Source organism: Candidatus Omnitrophota bacterium (assembly GCA_021735655.1).
Taxonomy (GTDB): domain Bacteria; phylum Omnitrophota; class Gorgyraeia; order Duberdicusellales; family 4484-171; genus JAHKAJ01.
This window is the reverse complement of the sequence record JAIPGM010000003.1, coordinates 111346-131507: the sequence shown is the minus strand read 5'-3', so window position 1 is coordinate 131507 and position 20162 is coordinate 111346. Positions and strand designations below refer to the sequence as shown.

At 37.7% G+C, this 20162-nt stretch carries 24 protein-coding genes; all 24 read right to left on the bottom strand.

The window, feature by feature from the left end; all coding sequences use genetic code 11:
• Window positions 1-20: 20 nt before the first annotated feature.
• The 24 genes from K9L86_03335 to K9L86_03220 all read right to left on the bottom strand — a co-directional run bounded on the left by K9L86_03335 (window position 21) and on the right by K9L86_03220 (window position 20060).
• On the bottom strand, window positions 21-1172 hold the full coding sequence (locus K9L86_03335) for a hypothetical protein (protein MCF7907896.1): 1152 nt from the start codon (window positions 1170-1172) through the stop codon (window positions 21-23).
• Window positions 1169-2023, bottom strand: a complete 855-nt coding sequence (locus K9L86_03330; GenBank protein MCF7907895.1) for a tetratricopeptide repeat protein — start codon at window positions 2021-2023, stop codon at window positions 1169-1171. The genes K9L86_03335 and K9L86_03330 overlap by 4 nt, the downstream gene beginning before the upstream one ends.
• Before the next feature lie 26 nt (window positions 2024-2049).
• The gene (locus K9L86_03325) at window positions 2050-2505 is read right to left on the bottom strand and encodes a hypothetical protein (GenBank protein MCF7907894.1); all 456 of its coding nucleotides are present in this window, start codon (window positions 2503-2505) and stop codon (window positions 2050-2052) included.
• 95 nt (window positions 2506-2600) lie between these two features.
• Window positions 2601-2939, bottom strand: coding sequence for an exosortase system-associated protein, TIGR04073 family (locus K9L86_03320; GenBank protein ID MCF7907893.1), 339 nt, complete (start codon window positions 2937-2939; stop codon window positions 2601-2603).
• Between the two features lie 58 nt (window positions 2940-2997).
• Entirely contained in the window at window positions 2998-3456 is a 459-nt protein-coding gene (locus tag K9L86_03315; protein ID MCF7907892.1) for a hypothetical protein, read from the bottom strand.
• 23 nt (window positions 3457-3479) lie between these two features.
• Window positions 3480-3866 (bottom strand): response regulator, encoded by a 387-nt coding sequence (locus tag K9L86_03310; GenBank protein MCF7907891.1) that lies wholly within the window; start codon window positions 3864-3866, stop codon window positions 3480-3482.
• Window positions 3863-4198 carry a DUF2845 domain-containing protein gene (locus tag K9L86_03305; protein MCF7907890.1) on the bottom strand — a complete coding sequence of 112 codons (336 nt, stop codon included), beginning with the start codon at window positions 4196-4198 and terminating at the stop codon, window positions 3863-3865. Before K9L86_03305 ends, K9L86_03310 begins: the two co-directional genes overlap by 4 nt.
• A gap of 20 nt (window positions 4199-4218) precedes the next feature.
• Entirely contained in the window at window positions 4219-4512 is a 294-nt protein-coding gene (locus tag K9L86_03300) for a hypothetical protein (protein MCF7907889.1), read from the bottom strand.
• Window positions 4513-4533: 21 nt separating this feature from the next.
• Window positions 4534-4845 (bottom strand): hypothetical protein, encoded by a 312-nt coding sequence (locus K9L86_03295; protein ID MCF7907888.1) that lies wholly within the window; start codon window positions 4843-4845, stop codon window positions 4534-4536.
• 211 nt (window positions 4846-5056) lie between these two features.
• A complete protein-coding gene (locus tag K9L86_03290) occupies window positions 5057-5320 on the bottom strand; it encodes a hypothetical protein (GenBank protein MCF7907887.1) in 264 nt (87 codons plus the stop codon).
• A gap of 22 nt (window positions 5321-5342) precedes the next feature.
• Complete coding sequence (locus K9L86_03285) at window positions 5343-5504, bottom strand: hypothetical protein (protein ID MCF7907886.1); 162 nt, start codon at window positions 5502-5504, stop codon at window positions 5343-5345.
• 11 nt (window positions 5505-5515) lie between these two features.
• Window positions 5516-6133, bottom strand: a complete 618-nt coding sequence (locus tag K9L86_03280; GenBank protein MCF7907885.1) for a type II secretion system protein GspG — start codon at window positions 6131-6133, stop codon at window positions 5516-5518.
• Window positions 6134-6178: 45 nt separating this feature from the next.
• Window positions 6179-7294 carry a chorismate synthase gene (gene aroC, locus K9L86_03275; protein ID MCF7907884.1) on the bottom strand — a complete coding sequence of 372 codons (1116 nt, stop codon included), beginning with the start codon at window positions 7292-7294 and terminating at the stop codon, window positions 6179-6181.
• A gap of 14 nt (window positions 7295-7308) precedes the next feature.
• Complete coding sequence (locus K9L86_03270) at window positions 7309-8130, bottom strand: prepilin peptidase (protein ID MCF7907883.1); 822 nt, start codon at window positions 8128-8130, stop codon at window positions 7309-7311.
• A complete protein-coding gene (locus K9L86_03265; GenBank protein MCF7907882.1) occupies window positions 8124-9035 on the bottom strand; it encodes a shikimate dehydrogenase in 912 nt (303 codons plus the stop codon). The genes K9L86_03270 and K9L86_03265 overlap by 7 nt, the downstream gene beginning before the upstream one ends.
• A 1-nt stretch (window position 9036) precedes the next feature.
• Complete coding sequence (locus K9L86_03260; GenBank protein MCF7907881.1) at window positions 9037-9492, bottom strand: hypothetical protein; 456 nt, start codon at window positions 9490-9492, stop codon at window positions 9037-9039.
• A 47-nt stretch (window positions 9493-9539) separates the two neighbouring features.
• On the bottom strand, window positions 9540-11039 hold the full coding sequence (locus tag K9L86_03255; GenBank protein ID MCF7907880.1) for a 2-isopropylmalate synthase: 1500 nt from the start codon (window positions 11037-11039) through the stop codon (window positions 9540-9542).
• Window positions 11040-11042: 3 nt separating this feature from the next.
• Entirely contained in the window at window positions 11043-12035 is a 993-nt protein-coding gene (gene ilvC, locus K9L86_03250; protein ID MCF7907879.1) for a ketol-acid reductoisomerase, read from the bottom strand.
• 58 nt (window positions 12036-12093) lie between these two features.
• Window positions 12094-12567, bottom strand: coding sequence for an acetolactate synthase small subunit (gene ilvN / locus K9L86_03245; GenBank protein ID MCF7907878.1), 474 nt, complete (start codon window positions 12565-12567; stop codon window positions 12094-12096).
• Between the two features lie 143 nt (window positions 12568-12710).
• On the bottom strand, window positions 12711-14387 hold the full coding sequence (gene ilvB, locus K9L86_03240) for a biosynthetic-type acetolactate synthase large subunit (protein MCF7907877.1): 1677 nt from the start codon (window positions 14385-14387) through the stop codon (window positions 12711-12713).
• Between the two features lie 109 nt (window positions 14388-14496).
• Window positions 14497-16080: a citramalate synthase gene (gene cimA, locus K9L86_03235; GenBank protein ID MCF7907876.1), complete on the bottom strand. Its 1584-nt coding sequence runs from the start codon at window positions 16078-16080 to the stop codon at window positions 14497-14499.
• Entirely contained in the window at window positions 16077-17309 is a 1233-nt protein-coding gene (locus tag K9L86_03230; protein MCF7907875.1) for an aspartate kinase, read from the bottom strand. Before K9L86_03230 ends, cimA begins: the two co-directional genes overlap by 4 nt.
• The gene (locus K9L86_03225) at window positions 17299-18870 is read right to left on the bottom strand and encodes a carbon starvation protein A (GenBank protein ID MCF7907874.1); all 1572 of its coding nucleotides are present in this window, start codon (window positions 18868-18870) and stop codon (window positions 17299-17301) included. The genes K9L86_03230 and K9L86_03225 overlap by 11 nt, the downstream gene beginning before the upstream one ends.
• Window positions 18867-20060 (bottom strand): cofactor-independent phosphoglycerate mutase, encoded by a 1194-nt coding sequence (locus K9L86_03220; protein MCF7907873.1) that lies wholly within the window; start codon window positions 20058-20060, stop codon window positions 18867-18869. The genes K9L86_03225 and K9L86_03220 overlap by 4 nt, the downstream gene beginning before the upstream one ends.
• Window positions 20061-20162: the final 102 nt, after the last annotated feature.

The following is a 20162-nucleotide window of genomic DNA, read 5'->3' as shown; positions in this document are numbered from 1 at the left end:
TTGCTCCTTAAAATAAAAAATCAGTTATAAAGCTTTAAATAAGTTAAAATCGAGTTCAGGCCACAGCCTAAAATAAGACCAAGGTAAGAAACAACGAAAAATCGGTATAGAATTTTTATTTTTTTAAGTGAGCTGATACCTTTAATAATAAAATAAAAAACAAAGGGAGCAAAGAATAAAGTTACCCTTTCTCCAGTAAAAGGATACTTTTTTAGAATTCCCAAAACTAACAACTCAAGGAAAATAGCCAAACCAACAGAATCCAGACTGAAAAGTCGACAGCTATTGCTTTTGAAAGATTTAAAACCATAGACAAATAAAGAAATTGTAAAAAAAGGTATGACGAAAGAAGCACTTCTCTTTAAAAAATCGACATTACCAAACCACCAAGTAGCGAGTTTCCTTAAACCTTCACCAAAGGATTTAAAAAAACAATAGGCCGAATCAGTGCAAACAAAATAATCATTCCAATAAGATATGAGCCCGGGAGTTGAATAGCCATGTCTCAAATCAATCCAATATGTCGAAATTCCAAATAAAAAACAAAGTGCAGAATAGATCATTAAAAGATAGAGTATTTTTTGACTTCTTTTAACAACGAATAAAAAATTATAAATTACAATCCAAAAAACTAAAAAACTAGCATAGGAAAAGAAAAGGGTAATCGGTAAAAGTAAAGTTGCAACAATAAACTTTTTTGAAAGGCCTTTAGAGTCCAGTTTTTTTTGATAAACAAAATAAAGACAAAATATAGCTACTACCAATACATCCATAGAGTAAGGCTTTAATTCCGCCGCATAATAACTAAAATAATAAATACTACTCAAAGAAGATAAGGTTAATAACGCCAGCCAACGACTATCTAGGACTTGACGATACACTCTCTTCCAAATAAAAAATGCCGACAGCATACAAAGAAATGGTAAAAAACGTAACGACAAAACATGATACTGAAACACTTTTGAAAATGATTGAACTATCCCTAAATAAACTCGAGGAAAAGCCTGGCTGTCTTTAAGTACTCCGAAGAGTTGTTTAAATGATCTGTCTCTGATGTTATCGAGAACGAACTTCTCATCTCCCCAAAGAGGCCTCTGAGAAAAATAATGAAAGAAACAGAGAAAAATAAACAGGAATATACAGGCTGTGAGCAGAATTTTATAAGCTTTCATTTAAGAGAATCTTTAGGAATGTTTTTGAGTTGGTCCTCTGCTTTTTGCACACCATGATAGTCACCCTGAGCCTTATAGAGCTCTATTGCTTTCTCAAGATATTCCTTGGCTTCTTTTGCCTTACCCAAATCATTATAGGCCACACCAAGGCTACGAGCAGAGTCGGCATTTTGAGGGTCAATTTGAAAAGCTTTCTGATAATAGATAACCGCTTCTTGATACTGACCCAGAAAAAGATAGGTAGATGCAAGATTATTGTAAGCAGTGACAAATTCTGGATCTATACTTATGGCTTTATCAAAATAAGGCAAAGCTTCACGATAGCGGCGTAAAAATGAATAAACAACTCCGATATTATCATAAGCTTGAACATATTCAGAATTTATTTCTATAGCCTTTTTAAAGTTAGCTATAGCTTCTTCATACTTACCTAGCTGAATGTTAGCAAAACCTATGCCAGTATAAGCCTCATATGCTCCAGGGTCTTCTTTCAAAACCTCATTAAACTCCAATATTGCCTGTTCGTATTGACGATTCTCAAGATATTGCTCAGCCTGGGCATAATGCTTGCGCCAAGTCTCACTGATTACTCTATCTTGCTTAACCTTAGCGCCTAATTCTACGCCTTCCTTACTAAGCCCAAGATCAGAAATTTTCTCACCATCAATGCTTTCAATCGTTTCAAGATAATATTTTATTGATATGCCACTAAGCTCAATTTTTAAATATTGCGAAGTTCGCTCGGTTATTTCCCCTTCAATAACTTTGCCATTTTTAAAAACAACCACTTCGGCTTGAGCAAAAAAAACGAAACCAGTTGTGAAAATTAATAATATTGATTTTTTAATCATCGCTAAAACTCACTTAAAGTTAAACGCTAATTATCGGAAACCTTTCCAGTAGCCTTAAGCATAAGATAATGAAATCTAGACTGATCTTCCTCAGAAAGTAAACCAATCGCCTTATAGTTTAACTGCCGCATAGCTAAAACATCATCTTCAGTAAAGCTCTTATGCCCTTTATAGGCGTATTTTTTCTGCAATTTTTCAAGTTTATCTCGCTCATACTCAGGAAGCACCCTCATGCCTTTTGCAATCAAACTATTTAAATCTGCGAATTCGACTTCTGATAATCTAAGCTCTAGCTGGACAAAAGCCTGAGCAATCTCTTCTTTGTCCCGAAGGTGTAAATCTCCGTAGGTTTGCTGGTTGGAAACTTGAAAATTCTTAAAAACAACCAAAAGGATTATTGCTCCAACAAAAATAATTATACTGAAATTAAACTGTTTAAGGCTTTGGGCTGAGGAAAATTTATGAACTCTCTCTGTCTTCATAACTTTTTTCCTAACAACGATAGATGTATTGGCATGCCTTTATGAGACCACCACCAACAATATTCGGCCAGCTTAAAAAAATATCTATAATTCCTCTACTCCTCATCAGGAGTAAGGTCATTATACTCTTCAGTAAGTACAAATTCTGGTTCAACCACCGGCTTATAGGGTGGAATTAAAAAAGTAACTACTTCATACAAGCCTATAGCCATTCTACCGACAGTAAAAAGAATGCCCTTTGGCGCTCCGTAAAAAACACCGGCTACACTGCCAGATTCTTCACGAGTTATCCCCATCTGACGAGGAATTTCAGTTAACCCGAGAAAAGTGTTAGAAAGACCTCTTCCGAATTTACGTAAAGCATTATAATCTTGAGCATGTACGGGAAGAAAAAATAACTGCAATATGACTACTAAAAGAACTATCTTTTTCACTGGACACCTCCTTGTTAAGACTTATTATATCAAAAATACAATCTGGGTAAAGCCTTTTTTACTCTCCGCCGGTAAAAAACGGTAAAAATAAAGCTGGGATTACCAATGGTACCATTATTTTAAAAAAATCGGTTACACTAGCTATAAAGTCTGGGTTCGAAAAACCAACCCCAATGCCTTCCTTAATTTTTAAGGCTAGAATAAAAACAATGAATACCCACACCGAAAATAAAATATAGGTAGCACCAATACGCGGATTATGTTTCAAGCTAAGTATCGAGATAGCCGCTAAAAAATATATTGAGCCAACGAACAAAGATAGATAAGCAAAGGCTGGCGTAGAAGAAAGACCGGCAAAGATAAACCCAATCACCTTATATTGCTGGCCTAAAGCACCTATATAGTCATGCACCGAGACCGAGAAAAAACTGCCCAACAAACATGCACTATAAACTAAAAGTACTAAACCAATTAATACTCTAAATATTTTTAAAAATACTATTCCTGCTTTAGCCATTGGGCCTCCTTTTTACTTACTTATCACACTCTATCCTGTTCTGCGCCTAAAGAACACACTAATTTAATCCCACTAACCACGTCCTCAATGCTTACCGGTTTAACCAAATAGGTATCTGCTTCTAAGTTATAGCCTCGCTTCATGTCCGATACCCCATCTTTAGCTGAAAGGATAATGGTAGGAATGAATGATTTTTTTTCTTCACGTAACCATTGTAAAACCCCCCAACCATCCAAAACAGGCATAACAAGATCAAGCAATATTACATCCGGATTGTCACTTAATATCTTATTCTTTGCTTCTATTCCGTCAAAAGCGCAAACCGTATCAAAACCTTCTTTGATAAGGCCTCGTTCTAATGACTCAACGACCTCTTTCTCATCATCAACAATAAGAACTTTTATTTTCATTGTTCACCTTTGCACTTATCGCAAGTTTTGGGTTTATTTGGAAATTGCATGTCAATAACATTTCCCTTTTCAAAGTATACAAACACTTCTCCGGTTTTTTCAAAATTGTAGCTCCAAACTTCTTTTCGCTTGTAATTACTGACATTCATCGGGTTACCCAGTCTACTGACAACCTCGCGCATTGAATCACCCTTTGCAACCGGGCCAAAAGGTGTCGTAAAAACAGTATAGTTTTCTACCGCTGCATATTGGTGACAACCGATAGACAAACAGATGAAGACAACTAAACTAATACCTGATAAAAGCTTCATGATTGATTGTGCTTTATTCACCTACTCACTCAATAAAAAACTTAATCGTAGGAAACTTCACTAACGTAACCGTCAGTAAAGGTAATCTTCATTCCTCTTTCTTCAGCAAGTCGATAGTTCCAATGATCGGTGCGATGTTTAAAGCTAAAAGAAATTTCTTTTGAGGTCGGCTGACCAAACTTTCTGGCCACGGCTTCTTTAGATAACCCCTCTAAATTAGAATAATACCCTATCTTAGGTCCTGGTTGGCGCGTTATTTCATCAAGAAAACCAGTACAACCCGACAGGAAAACTACTAAAAAAATACTAACAATCAATTCTCGCATTAATTTCATTATAACACCTAAACTAAAAATTTAAATCAATTCAAAACCTTTTTGCTTAACTGACAATATCTCAACAATCTCTGCTTTGCCTTTTACGCCATCAGTCTTTAAATAGGCTTCTATAAATTGTCGAGGGATAATGCAGCTAGGTGGTGAGAAAAAACGCACGATATACCAATGATGTTTGGGCCGATAAGTAATATTGTCCACTTTTCTCTTTAGGCCAATTTCATTAATGACTGCTTCAATTACTTCTTTCACTGCACTCTCGGTACAACGAACATGTTTCACTGACTCGTTAGAACCAAACCAACTGCTAATTTTCTCAAACACTCCACTCATGATTTCCTCCTAGCTAAAAAATATTTTAGCCCTAAAGCCGCAAAAAAACCTAAAATTGCCGAAAGTATCAAAAGTTTTATCTTTTTCTCTAATGAACCTGGTAAAAATAACAAGATGACTAAAATAATTAGACCAAGCGCTATTGAAACCCTCGGGTACTGCTTAATGAATTTAAAAAAAACTGTATTCGGTAAATTCATATTAACATTATTTAGTTTTTCTTTCCTTTACGGTAAGCTAAGACAAAAATAACTACTAAACTAAAAAGAATCAAATTAGCAATATTGAAAGTTCGCCAAACTAAATCATCAGTAGTAAATCCCGAAGGAGCCATTAGAACAAAACAAATCCAAACGCCCAAAGCCCAATACATACTAATATCACGTGAAGACTTTCTCTTTACAATTCTTACAATTAAAGGGATATTCCAAAATGGTAAAACTATTGCCGCGACCAAAGCTATCTTCTCAATCATTTTTAATCCTTTTTTTATTAGACTATTGCTTCTGCTTAAGTAGTACTACTATTTCCTCAAGCTGCTTAGATATCTTTTTTAAGAGAGTTAACTGTTCACTCTGTTGGCGTTCCTGATTCTTCTGAATCTCTTTAGCCTGATTGGCCATTTTACTTAAATCACCTAACTTATTCATATCAAACATTAGTACTCCTCCTAAAAATTTGCTATTGTCAAAATAACAAGACCGCTAGGATCATCCACTGTAGCCGGGGCTGGCAAAAGATGCCGGTCAAAATCTTGTTGCTGAAGTCTAACCTCTGCATTAGCCGGAACTTCAGTACCGGAATTACCAACAGCAAAACCACAAACAGCGGGAGTACTATCCCACTTGGCACGAGCGCTTATATAACAACCTGGCGGCATTTGCCACACCACTGCTCCGGACGGCCACCATTCCCAATCATAGCTTCCACCCCAAGGCGTTGAATTAGGAAACCCCCCTTCTAAATACGGACCATCCCAATAATCTTCAATCAAAGCAATAAAAGCTGGGATATCTCCATTAGGAACGGTAATACAACAAGCCGTAAGGAACGCATCATGACTCATAAAACCAGGATCATCATTAGGGCAAACATCAGGCGGCCACTGACCAGTGTCACCATAATAAGACATCGCTGCAGTTTTTAAAGTTTTTAAATCACTCACCACTTTACTAACCTTTGCCTTTTCTATCGCCTTAAAAGCATTGGGAGCGATGATTGCTGCTAGAATTGCAATGATTGCAATAACTACGATTAGCTCAATTAAAGTAAAGCCTTCTCTAATCATGCTTCCTTTTTTATCATATTCTTATATTTGACCTAAAAATATTGCTTATTTAGAATAATTTTTATAATTGGTTTTTATTTCAGCTAATGAATCACAACCAAACTTCTCTAGCATACTTTCAGTAATTGCAATGGCTGACATACTTTCAGCAATCACTCCACAAGCAACTACAGCGCAAGTATCTGAACGCACTGTTGGAGCTTTGTCGATTTTTTTAGTCTTAAGATTAACTGATTCCAATGGTTCAGCCAAAGTTGCTATTGGCTTCATAGCTATACGCAAAACAATCGGTTCACCAGTAGACATACCGCCTTCGATTCCGCCGGAATTATTAGCCTTATGGTAAAACCCTTTGTTTTTAGAATAACAAATAGCATCATGGGTTTCTGAACCTCGCATTAGCGCATATTCAAATCCCAAACCAACCTCTACCCCTTTTATTGCTGGTATACTCATTAAATTATAAGCCAGTTTGGCATCAAGACGCTGATCATAGTGCATACAGCTACCTAACCCGGCTGGTAAACCAGCTATCCAAATCTCAATAATGCCACCAAGGGTATCCTTATCCTTCCTGGCCTTATTAATCTCGGCTAACATTTGACTATCTTTATCGATAGAATTAAGTTTTGATTTTTTAGTCTTATTGATTATCTCACTTATGCTGGTTGGCCTTTTGTCAGACACCACATCACCTAAACCAAGAGTAAAACTTACAATCTGTATTTTGAAATTACTTAAAAATTGTTTACAAACTGAGCCTACGCAGACCCTAGCAACAGTCTCTCTGGCTGAAGAACGCTCTAAGATATTTCTCACATCGCTCTCACCATACTTTAAAGCGCCGGCTAAACCAGCATGAGCCGGTCTCGGCACATTCATCGCTGACAAATTATCAGCCTTTTGAGCAAAAATAGTATTATCTTTATTTTTAACCAATAGGCCAATCGGACTTCCCAAGGTAATTTTATTACGAAGACCGGAAAGAATCCGAACTTTATCGTTCTCGATTGACATTCTCTTTCCTCGACCTGGTCCGGAAGCTCTTCTTTGTAACTCCTGATCTATAATTTCTGCATCAATCTTAACACCCTTAGGAAAGCCTTCTAAAATAGCAATATTAGCCTCACCATGAGACTCACCGGCAGTTAAAATTCTCATCTATTACCTCCAGTTTAAAATATAAAACTCAGAATTTTACTTCCCCAAAAAAACGCAGTCAGAGTCGCTAAAGATAAGTACGGTAAATAAGGTATTAAATGTGACTTTTTAAAAATAAGTGCAAAAATTGAATAAAAAACCGCAAAAAAAGGAGCTAGAAAAAATACCAAGACAACCGATTGCATTCCCAAAAATACACCAACCATGCCCATAAAATCAACATCTCCTAAGCCTAGGGATTCAGTTTCCCCCTCAATTGATTCTTTTTTTCTAAACTTTAAATAAAAATCAATAAAAACATCACCGAAAAACTTAAATAAATAAGTAAAACCGAAACCAAAAATAAGCCCTTTAACCGCCAAAAATAGCGGTAATCCATCTAGGCTGACCACTCCTGATTTGAATATATTTAAACTTGGCACAATCGTAAAAGCCAAGCCGACAATGATTCCAACAACACATAAATAAACCGGAATGGCATGGTAATCAATATCAATAAAAGAAACTACAACCAATAAGGCGAAAAAGAAAACAAATTTGAATAAAAGAACACTTAAGCCAAATTTTGAATAAAGAACCAAAGTCAAAATTCCAGTAATCAACTCAACCAAAGGATATCTAAATGATATTTTCTCACCGCAACCTCTACATTTGGCTCTTAAAATTAAATAGCTCAACAGAGGTATATTATCATACCACTTTATAGTTACCTTACACTCCGGACAAAACGAACGCGGCCGAACAACAGATTTTTCCTTCGGTAATCGATGAATACAAACATTCAAAAAACTACCCAAACAGCTTCCCAAAATAAAGGCAACTATCTTTTCTAACATTTTTTCTTAATCTCCTCGTTTAAAGTTTTACGCATTACCTCAACCGGTGCAGTTTTCTTAGTCCATAACTCCCAAGCCGCTACCCCTTGATAAAGTAGCATCCCCAGACCCCCGGAAACTGCACTACACCTCGCCTTAGCATCGCTAATTAACTCTGTATTCCTATTATACACCACATCATAAACAAATAAATCTTTATGAAGCATATTTTTATCAATTGGCGAAGGATCTCCTTCTTTCATTCCCAAAGGTGTTGCGTTAACCAATAGTTGAGATTCCTTTATTTTCTCAGCTATTTTATCTTGCGAGATAACTTCGATTTTTTTATCAGCAATGGCTCTCCATTCTTGAGGTAGGGTTAAAAAATGTCTTTGTAAAGAATCAATAGCTTTTTGGTTTAAATCATATATGTATATTTTTTCAGCTCCTCCATTCTTCCAACTTAAAGCCGCAAGCACAGCTCTACCAACTCCGCCACACCCAATAAGTAATACAGTTTTAGCTTCTGGTTCAAACTGTAAATCTTCCTTTAAAGACCTTAAAAAACCTCTCGCGTCAGTGTTGTAATAATCTGCGCCTTCACCTTTTCTTTTTACTGTATTTACAGCTCCCGATAATTTAACGTAGTATAAATCATCTAGCGTTGCTTTTGAATTTTTGTTAAAAGGAAAGTTCTTCTCCAGAATTTGGCAAGCTTTCACCTTATGAGGAATGGTAATATTAAAACCAGCAATATCGTTTCTTTTGAGCAAAAAGTTTTCTAGCTCCGGAGACTCTACTTCAAATAATTTATACTCAGCAGAAATATTACAAGCGGCGAATGCCGCATTATGCATGGCTGGAGAAAAGGAATGTTTGATTGGAAATCCAACTAAACCATAAAGAGCTTTTTTACTCTGGTTCATCTCACCATGATACCTTGGCTATACTCCAAAGTTCCCGCCAATCATTATCCTTTAAATAATTAAGATCTGTATACTCATAACGTAGGATAGATTCAACTTCTTCACGAGTTTTATAGCGGTATACTTTAAAACCACCGTCATCAACCTTATCCGCTATATAAACAAGGTTCCACATAAGCTCCCAATCAGAATCACCAAACTGCTCCAGGAAAACTTCCGGCATCCAGTTCTGAAGTTCTCCCTGAATTTGCATAAAAGTTAATGGGCGCTGGCGGGAAGGTTTTAACTCCTCACTTATATTTTTCTTCTTAGCTTCAACAAAATTCTTAGTACTCTTAAAAAAATTTGATACATGCCAGCGAGCCGTAGAATAGGCGTCAGTCTGCTTAAACTTAATGGCACCAAAAACTAAAAAAGCAATTACGCCGATGGCAATAAGATTAGTTATATACTTCATTAAAAACCTCAATTTAATTATTCAGTAAAATCCAATTGCTAGCAGAATTAAATAATTTTATTCAGAGCATCAAGGTAAGCCTTGACCGAAGCCTCTAAAATATCGGTACTTGAGCCTCTGCCAGAGCTCTGTTTACCTTTGGCCTTAATTTCCACTCTTACCAGGCCTTGAGCATCCTTTCCAATGGTAATTGCTTCAATCTTATAATTAGTAAGCCTAGCTTTTATTTTAGTTGATTTATCAATTGCTCGATAGCAGGCGTCCACCGGTCCGTCACCACTTGACTTAGCTTCAAGAATCTTATTTTTATGCTTAATTTTAACTACTGCCTCTGGCTCAATACCAGTTCCGGTAGTTACTCTTATTGAAATAAACTGATAAGCTTTGTGCTTAGGTTTTGTTTCTTCTTCAGCTAAAACAATTAAATCATCATCAAAAATTTCCTTTTTCTTATCAGCTAACTGCTTAAACTGTTTAAAAACCAAATCTATTTTTTCTTTTGAAAATTTAAATCCTAACCTTTCTAAGCGCTTAGCCAAAGCATGCCGCCCAGAATGTTTACCTAGAATAATCTGGCTCTTATCTACACCAACATCCTTAGGATCCATTATCTCATAAGTATTCCTCTTCTTAATAACTGCATCCTGATGAATCCCGGCCTCATGAGCAAAGGCATTTCTGCCAACAATAGCCTTATTCGGCTGGACAACAAAACCGGTTAAATGACTTACTAACTTTGAAATACGTAGAATCTCCTTAGTATTGATATCAATGGTAATTCCCTTAAAAGCATCCTTACGAGTCTTTAAGGCCATTACCACCTCTTCCAACGAAGCATTCCCGGCTCGTTCACCAATTCCGTTAACTGTGCAATGAACCTGGCGAGCTCCGGCTAACACCGCTGAAAGCGAATTAGCAACGGCCATACCCAAATCATCATGGCAATGAATTGAAATAACTGCCTTGTTGATACTGGGAACATTATTGATAATATCACTTATCAAGGAGTGTACCTCTTGGGGATAGGAATAACCGACTGTGTCGGGAATATTTATCGTCCGAGCCCCTTGGCTAATTGCGGCTTCAATCACTCTAAATAAAAAATCTCGATTCGTGCGAGTCGCATCTTCAGGAGAAAATTCAACGTCGGAACAATAGTTTCTAGCCAAAGCGGTAGCCTTCTTAGCCAAAGCTAATATTTCAGCTTCAGCCTTTTTAAACTTATATTTAAGGTGAATCTTTGACGTAGCTAGAAATATATGCATCCGAGGATGTTTTGCTCTTTTTAAAGAATCCCGGGCAGCCTCAATGTCTTTTTTAAGACAACGAGCTAAACCGCAAACAATACCTTTCTTGATATTGCGAGCAACCAAATCAACAGCTTTAAAATCGTCAGGCGAAGCTATCGGAAACCCAGCTTCAATTACATCAACCCCTAAATGCTCCAATTGATAGGCAACCTCTAGCTTTTGCTCAGAGCTTAACGCTGCCCCTGGAGCCTGCTCACCATCACGTAAAGTTGTATCAAAAATTATTACTTTTTCCATTAACTATTCTTTCATCCAAGGCATCATTTCTCTTAAATCTTTTCCTACTTTCTCGATCTGATGATTATCGCCATCTTTCATTAATTTATTAAAATTCTCACGACCGGTTTCATTTTCTTTAATCCATTCCTTGGCGAATTTACCTGAGGTAATTTCTTTTAACATTTTCTGCATTGTTTTACGAGTCTTATCAGTAATTACTCTTGGGCCACGGGTTAAATCGCCATAGCAAGCCGTGTCAGAAACTCTCCGGCGCATACCGCTGATTCCAACCTCTTGAACCAAATCAGTAATTAATTTTAATTCATGTAATACTTCGAAATAAGCAATCTCCGGTTGATATCCAGCTTCAACCAAAGTATCAAAACCAGCCTTAATCAATTCGGTTACTCCACCGCAAAGAACAGCTTGCTCACCAAAAAGATCAGTTTCAGTTTCTTCAGAAAATGTTGTTTCAATAACTCCCATTCTAGTTCCACCGATTGCTTTTGCATAAGATAAAGCAATATCTTTAGCTTTTCCGGTTGCATCTTGATGTATAGCAATTAAACAAGGTACACCCTTCCCCTGCTCATACATCCTTCTAACTAAGGCACCCGGCCCTTTTGGAGCAACCATAAAAACATCAACCGTCTTAGATGGCTTAATCTGTTTAAAACGAATGTTGAAACCATGCGAAAAACAAAGTGCTTTTCCCTTTTTTAAATTAGGCTTTATTTTATCCATATAAACTTTAGCCTGAACATGGTCTTGAGTTAAAATCTGAATAACATCGGCTTTCTTGGCTGCTTCTTCGGCAGTCACTGGATCAAAACCATCAGCCTTGGCCTGTTTGTAATTCTCTGTCCCCTCAAGTTCAGAGACAATAACTTGGCAACCAGAATCACGTAAGCATAAAGACTGGCCTCTTCCTTGTATGCCATAGCCAATAATAGCAATTTTTTTTGATTTTATAAGTTCCAAATCCGCATCTTTGTCATAATACACCTTTGCCATAACTTTCCTCCTTGTTTAGTGAGCCCCCGACTTATGGAACATAAGTTGTTGAGGCGAATTATTTGCTAATTGCTATCCTACCTGTCCTTACCAATTCTTTAAGCTCAAACTTTTTTAGACTTTGGAGGACTTCTTTTATTTTATGATGCTCAGCAGAAACTTCAATAATGCAGTAACCGCCAGTTTCTTCGGTAAGTTTTAAATCGTAAGCCTTAATTAATTTATCAATCGTGGCTTTTGATTCCTTGGTTTTAACAACCTTGGCCAAAAGCAGTTCTCGATCGATATGGTCACGACGCGTAAAATCAATAACCGTGATAACATCAATAAGTTTATGGAGCTGCTTTTTAATCTGCTCTAGTATTCTTTCATCTTCAGCGCTAACCACAATCGTCATGCAAGAAATTGTTGGATCCTGAGTTTCACCGACAGCCAAAGAACTGATATTGTAACCGCGAGCGCTAAATAAAGAAGCAACCCTAGCCAATACGCCAAACTTATTTTCAACTAGTGCTTGAATTGTATGTTTTATCATTACCTAATAAATAGTTATACGTGAAGAATGTTAAACTTTCTTCGATCTTTCTTAGTCAGCCGTTTATCTTTCTTCCGCGACTTCTTTGGTTTGCCCTCTCTTCTTCTTTCTTTGGGCCCTTCTCTTCTATCTTTCATTTTCTATGCCATGCCTCCAATCATCCGATTAATAGCCTCACCAGCCGGAACCATTGGAAAAACATTCTCTTCCTCTTCAATCCAAAAATCAGCCAAAACTGGTTTTTTTGAAGATAAAATTTCTTTTACTGCACTTTTTACATCTGAGGGCTTTTTTACCCTGATGCCTTTTATACCATAACCCTCGGCAACCTTTACAAAATCAGGGTTTTTTAAAGGCGTTCCCGAATAGCGACGATCATAAAAAAGCTCCTGCCATTGCCTAACCATACCCAAATAATTATTATTTAGAATAATTATCTTTATGTTAACGTTATAAGCACTCAAAGTTGCTAACTCCTGAATATTCATCTGAATAGAGCCGTCTCCGGCAATAACTATTACTTCCTTATTAGAATTTGCTATTTTAGCTCCGATTGCTGCCGGAAAGCCATAACCCATTGTGCCCAGACCACCGCTTGATAAAAAGCTACGCGGATAATCATATTTATAAAATTGGGCTGCCCACATCTGATGTTGGCCTACCTCAGTAACGATTATCGCTCCGCCCTTAGTCTGATTATAAATTTCCTCGATAACATATTGAGGTTTAATTTTTCCGGTTTTTTCTTGGCTGTACTTAAGCGGATTCTTTTTCTTCCAAGTTTCAATGTTCTTATGCCAACTATCTAAATTAGAAAGTTTTGATTCATCTAACTCTTCAATTAACTGCTCAAGAACTGTTTTAGCATCGCCAACTACAGGAATATCAACATTAATATTCTTGCTTATTGAAGTCGGATCAATATCAATATGGACTATCTTGGCTTTCGGTGCAAATTCAGAAAGCTTTCCGGTAACTCGGTCGTCAAAACGGCTGCCCACTGAAATTAAAAGATCACTTTCAGTGATAGCCATATTAGCATAAACTGTTCCATGCATCCCCGGCATACCTAAGGCTAGCTTATGGGTCGAAGGAAAACCACCCAAACCCATAAAAGTGGTCGTAACCGGAATATTAGTTTTCTCAGCAAACCGCAAAAGCTCCTGATTGGCTCCGGAGATAATAATTCCACCTCCGGTAATTAAAACCGGTTTTTTAGCACTATAGATTAGCTTAAGAATTTTCTTTATTTGACCGGCATGGCCGAAGTGGCTAGGCCGATAGCTCCTTATTTCAATCTTATCAAAATAGTCAAACTTAGCATCTTGCATTTGAACGTCTACCGGAAGATCAATAACAACCGGCCCCGGCCTTCCGCTGCTAGCTAAGTAAAAAGCCTCTTTTATTGTATAAGCTAGATCCTTAACGTCTTTTACTAAGTAATTATGCTTGGAAATAGAACGGGTGATTCCAGTAACATCAGCTTCCTGAAAAGCATCGTTACCGATTAAAGAATTCTTTACCTGTCCAGTGATAGCTACCATTGAAACTGAATCCATATGAGCGGTGGCAATACCAGTAGTTAGATTGGTTGCCCCAGGCCCAGAAGTTGCTAGGCAAACTCCGACCTTTCCGGTTGAACGAGCATAACCATCAGCCATATGAGCTCCAGCTTGTTCATGGCGGGGAACGATAAGCTTAATTGGAGAATCGTAAAGAGAATCAAACAAAGGTATGACTGAACCTCCCGGGTAGCCAAAAATTACCTCAACTCCCTCCTTAAGTAAGCTTTCAATTAGTATCTTAGCGCCTTTCATAGTCCTTAAATTATATCATTAGCTTCTGAAAAAACAATATGAAATTGACCTGCTTGTTAAAAGGTTATTTTCTAGGCTAAAGCAGGTAAATATTGGCTGGAAACTACCCTCAACTGGGCTTCTTGGTATCCTTCAGCAATTTATATTCCACACTATCCAAAAGGGCTTGCCAGGAGGCTTCGATGATATTTTCCGATACTCCGATAGTCGACCAATTATCTTTTTCATCCTGAGATTGGATAAGCACCCTTACTTTGGCCGCCGTACCTGATTTTTCATCTAGGACTCTCACCTTAAAATCAGTTAAATGCATCGAAGCAAGGGTCGGATAAAACTTAGCTAGGACCTTGCGAAGAGCAGCATCTAAAGCATTAACTGGACCGTCACCTTCGGAAGTAGCTTGTTCCATCTTATCTTTAATTTTTAATTTAATCGTAGCCTCAGAAGCCATTTTACCGTCTTCTCTTTTTTCAACTACAGTCTTGAAACTTACCAGATCAAAGAACTTCTTACATTTTTTAAGCTCTTTTTCAAGCAATAACTTAAAAGAAGCTTCGGCAGCTTCAAATTGATAACCTTGATTTTCTAATTTTTGAATTAACGAATGTAAATCTTTGGCTTGCTTTGATTTTTTATCTAAATCAAAATCTAACTCCTTAGCCTTAACCACCAAGGTGGACTTTCCGGCCAACTCGGAAACTACAAATCTACTTTTATTGCCAACTTTTTTAGGCTCAAGATGCTCATAGGCCAAAGGGTTCTTTATTACCGCATCAATATGTACTCCGCCTTTATGAGCGAAAGCGCTCCTTCCGATAAAAGGATGATTATCGCGATGGACCATATTGCTCACTTCGCTGACAAAGTGAGAAAGGTGAACTAACCCTTCCATCTTTTTTGGCGAAACTACTGATTGCCCCATCTTAAGCTGTAAAATTCCCATGATCGAAATTAAATCCGCATTACCGCAACGCTCACCATAACCATTGATTGTACCCTGGATATGACAGCAACCTTGATCAACCGAAGAAACCGAATTGGCAACAGCTAGACCTAAATCATTATGACAATGGATCCCAAAGCTATCTAAAGCTAGATCAGCCTTAACTTTAGCGGCGATCTCTTTAACTTCCCAAGGCAAAGTCCCACCGTTAGTATCACAAAAAATAATTAGCTCAGCTCCGGCCTTTATTGCTACGGCCAGTGTCTCTAAAGCATATTTAGAGTTGCTCTTATAGCCATCAAAGAAATGTTCGGCATCATAGAAAACCCGTTTGCCTTTTTTCTTTAAAAAAGCAACGCTGTCAGAAATTATCCTTAAATTGTCCTCTGGCTTTATCTTTAAAACTTCTTTTACGTGTAAATCCCAGGTCTTTCCAAAAATAGTAACGTACTCAGTGCCGGAGGAAACTAAACTAAGAAGATTTTCATCCTCACTCGCCGGATGAGCCGGATGAGCAGTTGAACCAAAAGGAACCAACTTGCTTTTCTTCAACGGATTCTTCTTAAAATAATCAAAAAGTTCTTTATCCTTAGGGTTTGAAAAGGGCCAACCGCCCTCGATAAAATCAACCCCAAAATCATCTAGCTTCTTGGCGATATTAATCTTATCCTGAGCTGAGTAAGATATCCCTTCAGTCTGTGAACCATCTCTTAAGGTTGTATCGTAAATATAAACTCTTTTCTTGTTCATGATTTTATTTTACTTAATTTAAAGGCTTGATGAAGCAGCCTTAGGGCTCTCTTTCCAGAACCTTTTTTAACTACACAAGAAATACTTATCTCGGAAGTAGAAATCATATCAATATTGATCTTGTTTTTAGCCAAAACCTCAAAACACCTAGCAGCAACTCCTGAGTGTGATTTCATACCTACCCCGACCACCGAAACCTTAGCAATAGTCTCATCGGATGTCACACTTCTGGCACCAATCTTTTTTGCCAGCTGCTTTGATATCTTAAGCGCTTTGGTTAAATTCTTTTTTGGTGCAGTAAAAGAAATATCGGTAGTCCGCTTATGGCTAACATTCTGAACAATCATATCGACATTAACATTGTTCCGAGCTAACTCCTTAAATAAACGAGCAGCAACTCCCGGCTTATCAGGAACATTGCAAATTGTAATCTTAGCTTCATTTTCGGTAAGGGCCACTCCGCGCACTACCGGATCCTCTATACCTGGCGAATTCTTCATAATTGTTGTTCCCTCCTTTTTCAGAAAACTGCTTCTCACATGCAAAGGAATGTTAAATTTCTTAGCTACTTCAACAGCTCGAGTATGCATAACCTGAGCTCCAAGTGAAGCAAGCTCAAGCATTTCGTCAAAAGTTATATCCTTTAATTTACTGGCATTTTTTACTATTCTTGGATCAGCAGTGTAAATTCCATCAACATCAGTATAAATCTCACAAATATCTGCCCCTAAAGAAACTGCCATAGCTACGGCACTTAAATCCGAACCCCCACGACCCAAGGTGGTAATCTCTAAGGCAGTGCTCAAACCCTGGAACCCGGCAACAATAACAATTCTGCCTTTCGTTAGTTCTTTCTTTATTCGATCAGTTTCAATTTTAAGAATTTTAGCCTGGCTATGATAAGTATCGGTAATTATGCCTACTTGTGGCCCGGTAAAAGATATCGCATCGAATCCCCTTTTATGAATTGCCAAAGCTAAGAGCGAACAAGAAATTTGCTCACCAGTCGACACAAGCATATCCATCTCCCGTTCTGAAGGATGTGGATTAATCTTTTTAGCTAAGCTGATAAGCTCATCGGTAGTATCTCCCATCGCCGAAACAATGACTACAACCTTATTCCCCTTTTTAGCATAGGCAATAACTCGCTTGGAAACATTTTCAATATGTTTAGGGGTAGCTACTGAGGAACCACCGTATTTTTGAACAATTAACTTTTTACTTGGCATATTCTTTTTTCCTCTTTATAAACTCATAAATAATAAACAATCCCAACAAAGTCAAAACAATGCTAAGGCTAAACAATAAATAGTTGCCAGTCTTAAAAAACTGTTGGGCTTTCACTGAAAGAGCCACAAAGGTTATTATAAACATAGCTATCGCCGGAATCAAGGTTATCTTATAATTTCTTCCTTGCTTAAGCAAATAGCTACTAGCAACCAATAAGGCTAATCCAGCTACTAATTGATTCGATGCCCCGAACATTGGCCAGAGCAATTGGAAGCTCCCGCTTATACAAAAATACCCAGCAACTGCTATTACAATCCCAGTAGTCAGATACTTGTTCTCTATTCCAGTAAGTTCCTGAGTCAAAAATCGAGTAATTCTAGTTGCCGTGTCTAAAGTGGTCAAAATAAAAGCATTAACGATAACCAAAGCGATAAACTTAGCATAATCTCCTAAGAAAAATACAATCCGGCCAAATCCTTGAGCAAACATCGCAATAACATTAGGCTCGCCTTGAGGTATGCTCCGCAAACCAAAAGCAACACAAATTAAAGCAATCACTGCAAGCAGACCTTCCAGAAGCATTGCCCCGTAGCCGATTTTTTGAATATCAGTCTCCTTGGCTAACTGTTTAGAAGTTGTACCGCTAGAGACTAAGGAATGAAACCCGGAAATCGCCCCACAAGCTACAGTAATAAACATCATCGGAAATATCGGACCAATCGGACTGCTAAATTTAAATACCTGAGATGGAGCTAAAGGTAATGGTTTTAAAACTATTCCCACAAAGGCAACCGCGATTCCAAAAAAAAGCAAAAAACTAGAAATATAATCCCGCGGCTGCAAAAGCACATTCACCGGAAAAATCGAAGCAAAAAAAGAATAAATAAAAAGAATAACCAGCCAAATAATATAAGCATTGCCTCCGGTGATAACTAAAGGAAAACTATTCCCAAGAATAATTAAAAAAGTTAACATTATTAATCCAACTACGGTAGCTGCAAAAATATTAACTTTCTTCTGATAAATTAAAAACCCAACTATGATTGCCACCGGGATTAAGCCCAAAGAAGGAAAAACTATTTTCGGTTCACTAATAAAACTGCTGGCACAAAACTTAGCGAATACGGCAATAACTAAAATTAAAGCCAGCCATAAAAAGATTAAAAAAACTATACTCGCGCGCCGGGATATATACTTCTCAGCAATTTGCCCGATAGTCGCTCCACCTTCACGCACCGAGATAAAAAGTGAAACAAAATCATGAACCGCTCCGATAAAAATTGAACCAAAAACTATCCAAATCAAGGCACCCAACCAACCCCAATAAATATAAGCAAAGACCGGTCCGACTATTGGTCCGGCTCCAGCGATAGAAGCAAAATGATGACCAAAAAGAATAAACGAATTTCTAGCCGGAACATAATCTACTCCGTCGTAGGCAGTATCAGCCGGGGTCTTACGTTTAGCATCAATACCTAGGGTTTTACTTAAAAACTTTCCGTACGAAAAGTAAGCAGTTAAAAAAATTAAGCTGGTTACAATAAAAATTAAGGTGCTCATCTACCAAGAAAATGCCTCATTAAGGCTTCACCACTATCAAAATACAAAGAGCTGGCTTGAGCCTCAACTTCTGAATAAGCAGAAAAACTATCAGCTGTAATTCCGGTACCGGAAATCAAAAAAGGAACCGGTTCGTCGGTATGGGTTCTTTTAGCAATCGGTGTCGGGTGGTCAGGAGTAACTAAAATTCTAAAATCCTGATCCTTTAATTCCTCAAAAATAGTTCCTACAACCATCTTATCTATACGTTCAAGACAGGCTATCTTCATCCGTAAATCTTGATTATGGCCTGCTTCATCAGTGGCTTCTATATGTACAAAAACAAAATCATGGGTTTCAAGGGCACTCAAAGCGGCTCGGGCCTTTCCCAAGTAGTTAGTATCATAATACCCATTGGCCCCTTCAACATCAAGCACCCGAAGACCGACAATCTTACCAATGCCTTTTATTAAATCTACTGCTGAAATTACTGCACCGTTAATACCGAATAATTCTTTAAAAGGCGGCATAGTCGGTGAACCGCCACAGCCCCAAAGCCAAATCATATTAGCCGGGCTTTCGCCCAAATCAATTCTTACTTTATTTATCTCACAACTTGCTAACACCTCTTGAGAATGATTCATCAAATCAATTAAAGTTGAACTATTTTTCCCCTTAGGTAAATATTTAGATATATTCTTACCCATGATATCGTGAGGCGCGTGATACTTAAGCTTATCTAAGCCTAAACCCTTACCACCACGGATTACCATAAGATTCCGATAGCTAGTACCAAAAAAGAACTCGATATCTTTAGTCCCTAACTTCTCATTTATTGTTTCGATGAGAACTTTAGCTTCTTTGTCAGTAATATGACCGGCGCTGTAATCGAGAAGCTTACCCTCTCCTTCAGTAACCAAATTGCAGCGAAAAGCTAAATCTTCCTCGGCTAAAGTAACTCCCAAGTTAGCTGCTTCCAATGGGCCCCTTCCGCTATAATAACGATTAGGGTCATAACCAAGAAGCGAAAGATTAGCCACATCACTTGAGGGAATAAAACCTCGGGGAATAGTTTTCACTCTGCCAAGAACCCCTTGCTTAGCCAATAAATCCATATAAGGGATATCAGCTACCTCTAAAGGAGTCTTGCCACCAAGAGCTCCTAAGGGATCATCAGCTGCACCGTCAGGAACAATAATAATATATTTCATAATAATTTATTCCCCATACGGGGATATTCGACTGGATGACTTAGATTTACTTGATTTCCTAAGCCACAAGTCTCATTAAGTTTAATATAAACTGAATCTACT

Excerpts from the sequence above, each read along its gene's own strand:
- K9L86_03310 (MCF7907891.1), bottom strand. The coding sequence starts at position 3,866 with ATGAAAATAAAAGTTCTTATTGTTGATGATGAGAAAGAGGTCGTTGAG.
- aroC (MCF7907884.1), bottom strand. The coding sequence starts at position 7,294 with ATGAGAATTTTAACTGCCGGTGAGTCTCATGGTGAGGCTAATATTGCT.
- cimA (MCF7907876.1), bottom strand. The coding sequence starts at position 16,080 with ATGAACAAGAAAAGAGTTTATATTTACGATACAACCTTAAGAGATGGT.
- K9L86_03325 (MCF7907894.1), bottom strand. The coding sequence starts at position 2,505 with ATGAAGACAGAGAGAGTTCATAAATTTTCCTCAGCCCAAAGCCTTAAA.
- K9L86_03285 (MCF7907886.1), bottom strand. The coding sequence starts at position 5,504 with ATGTTTGATATGAATAAGTTAGGTGATTTAAGTAAAATGGCCAATCAG.
- K9L86_03270 (MCF7907883.1), bottom strand. The coding sequence starts at position 8,130 with ATGTTAGAAAAGATAGTTGCCTTTATTTTGGGAAGCTGTTTGGGTAGT.
- K9L86_03315 (MCF7907892.1), bottom strand. The coding sequence starts at position 3,456 with ATGGCTAAAGCAGGAATAGTATTTTTAAAAATATTTAGAGTATTAATT.
- K9L86_03260 (MCF7907881.1), bottom strand. The coding sequence starts at position 9,492 with ATGAAGTATATAACTAATCTTATTGCCATCGGCGTAATTGCTTTTTTA.
- K9L86_03255 (MCF7907880.1), bottom strand. The coding sequence starts at position 11,039 with ATGGAAAAAGTAATAATTTTTGATACAACTTTACGTGATGGTGAGCAG.
- K9L86_03330 (MCF7907895.1), bottom strand. The coding sequence starts at position 2,023 with ATGATTAAAAAATCAATATTATTAATTTTCACAACTGGTTTCGTTTTT.
- K9L86_03300 (MCF7907889.1), bottom strand. The coding sequence starts at position 4,512 with ATGAAATTAATGCGAGAATTGATTGTTAGTATTTTTTTAGTAGTTTTC.
- ilvC (MCF7907879.1), bottom strand. The coding sequence starts at position 12,035 with ATGGCAAAGGTGTATTATGACAAAGATGCGGATTTGGAACTTATAAAA.
- K9L86_03225 (MCF7907874.1), bottom strand. The coding sequence starts at position 18,870 with ATGAGCACCTTAATTTTTATTGTAACCAGCTTAATTTTTTTAACTGCT.
- K9L86_03265 (MCF7907882.1), bottom strand. The coding sequence starts at position 9,035 with ATGAACCAGAGTAAAAAAGCTCTTTATGGTTTAGTTGGATTTCCAATC.
- K9L86_03335 (MCF7907896.1), bottom strand. The coding sequence starts at position 1,172 with ATGAAAGCTTATAAAATTCTGCTCACAGCCTGTATATTCCTGTTTATT.
- ilvB (MCF7907877.1), bottom strand. The coding sequence starts at position 14,387 with ATGAAAGGCGCTAAGATACTAATTGAAAGCTTACTTAAGGAGGGAGTT.
- K9L86_03290 (MCF7907887.1), bottom strand. The coding sequence starts at position 5,320 with ATGATTGAGAAGATAGCTTTGGTCGCGGCAATAGTTTTACCATTTTGG.
- K9L86_03295 (MCF7907888.1), bottom strand. The coding sequence starts at position 4,845 with ATGAGTGGAGTGTTTGAGAAAATTAGCAGTTGGTTTGGTTCTAACGAG.
- K9L86_03280 (MCF7907885.1), bottom strand. The coding sequence starts at position 6,133 with ATGATTAGAGAAGGCTTTACTTTAATTGAGCTAATCGTAGTTATTGCA.
- K9L86_03220 (MCF7907873.1), bottom strand. The coding sequence starts at position 20,060 with ATGAAATATATTATTATTGTTCCTGACGGTGCAGCTGATGATCCCTTA.
- K9L86_03230 (MCF7907875.1), bottom strand. The coding sequence starts at position 17,309 with ATGCCAAGTAAAAAGTTAATTGTTCAAAAATACGGTGGTTCCTCAGTA.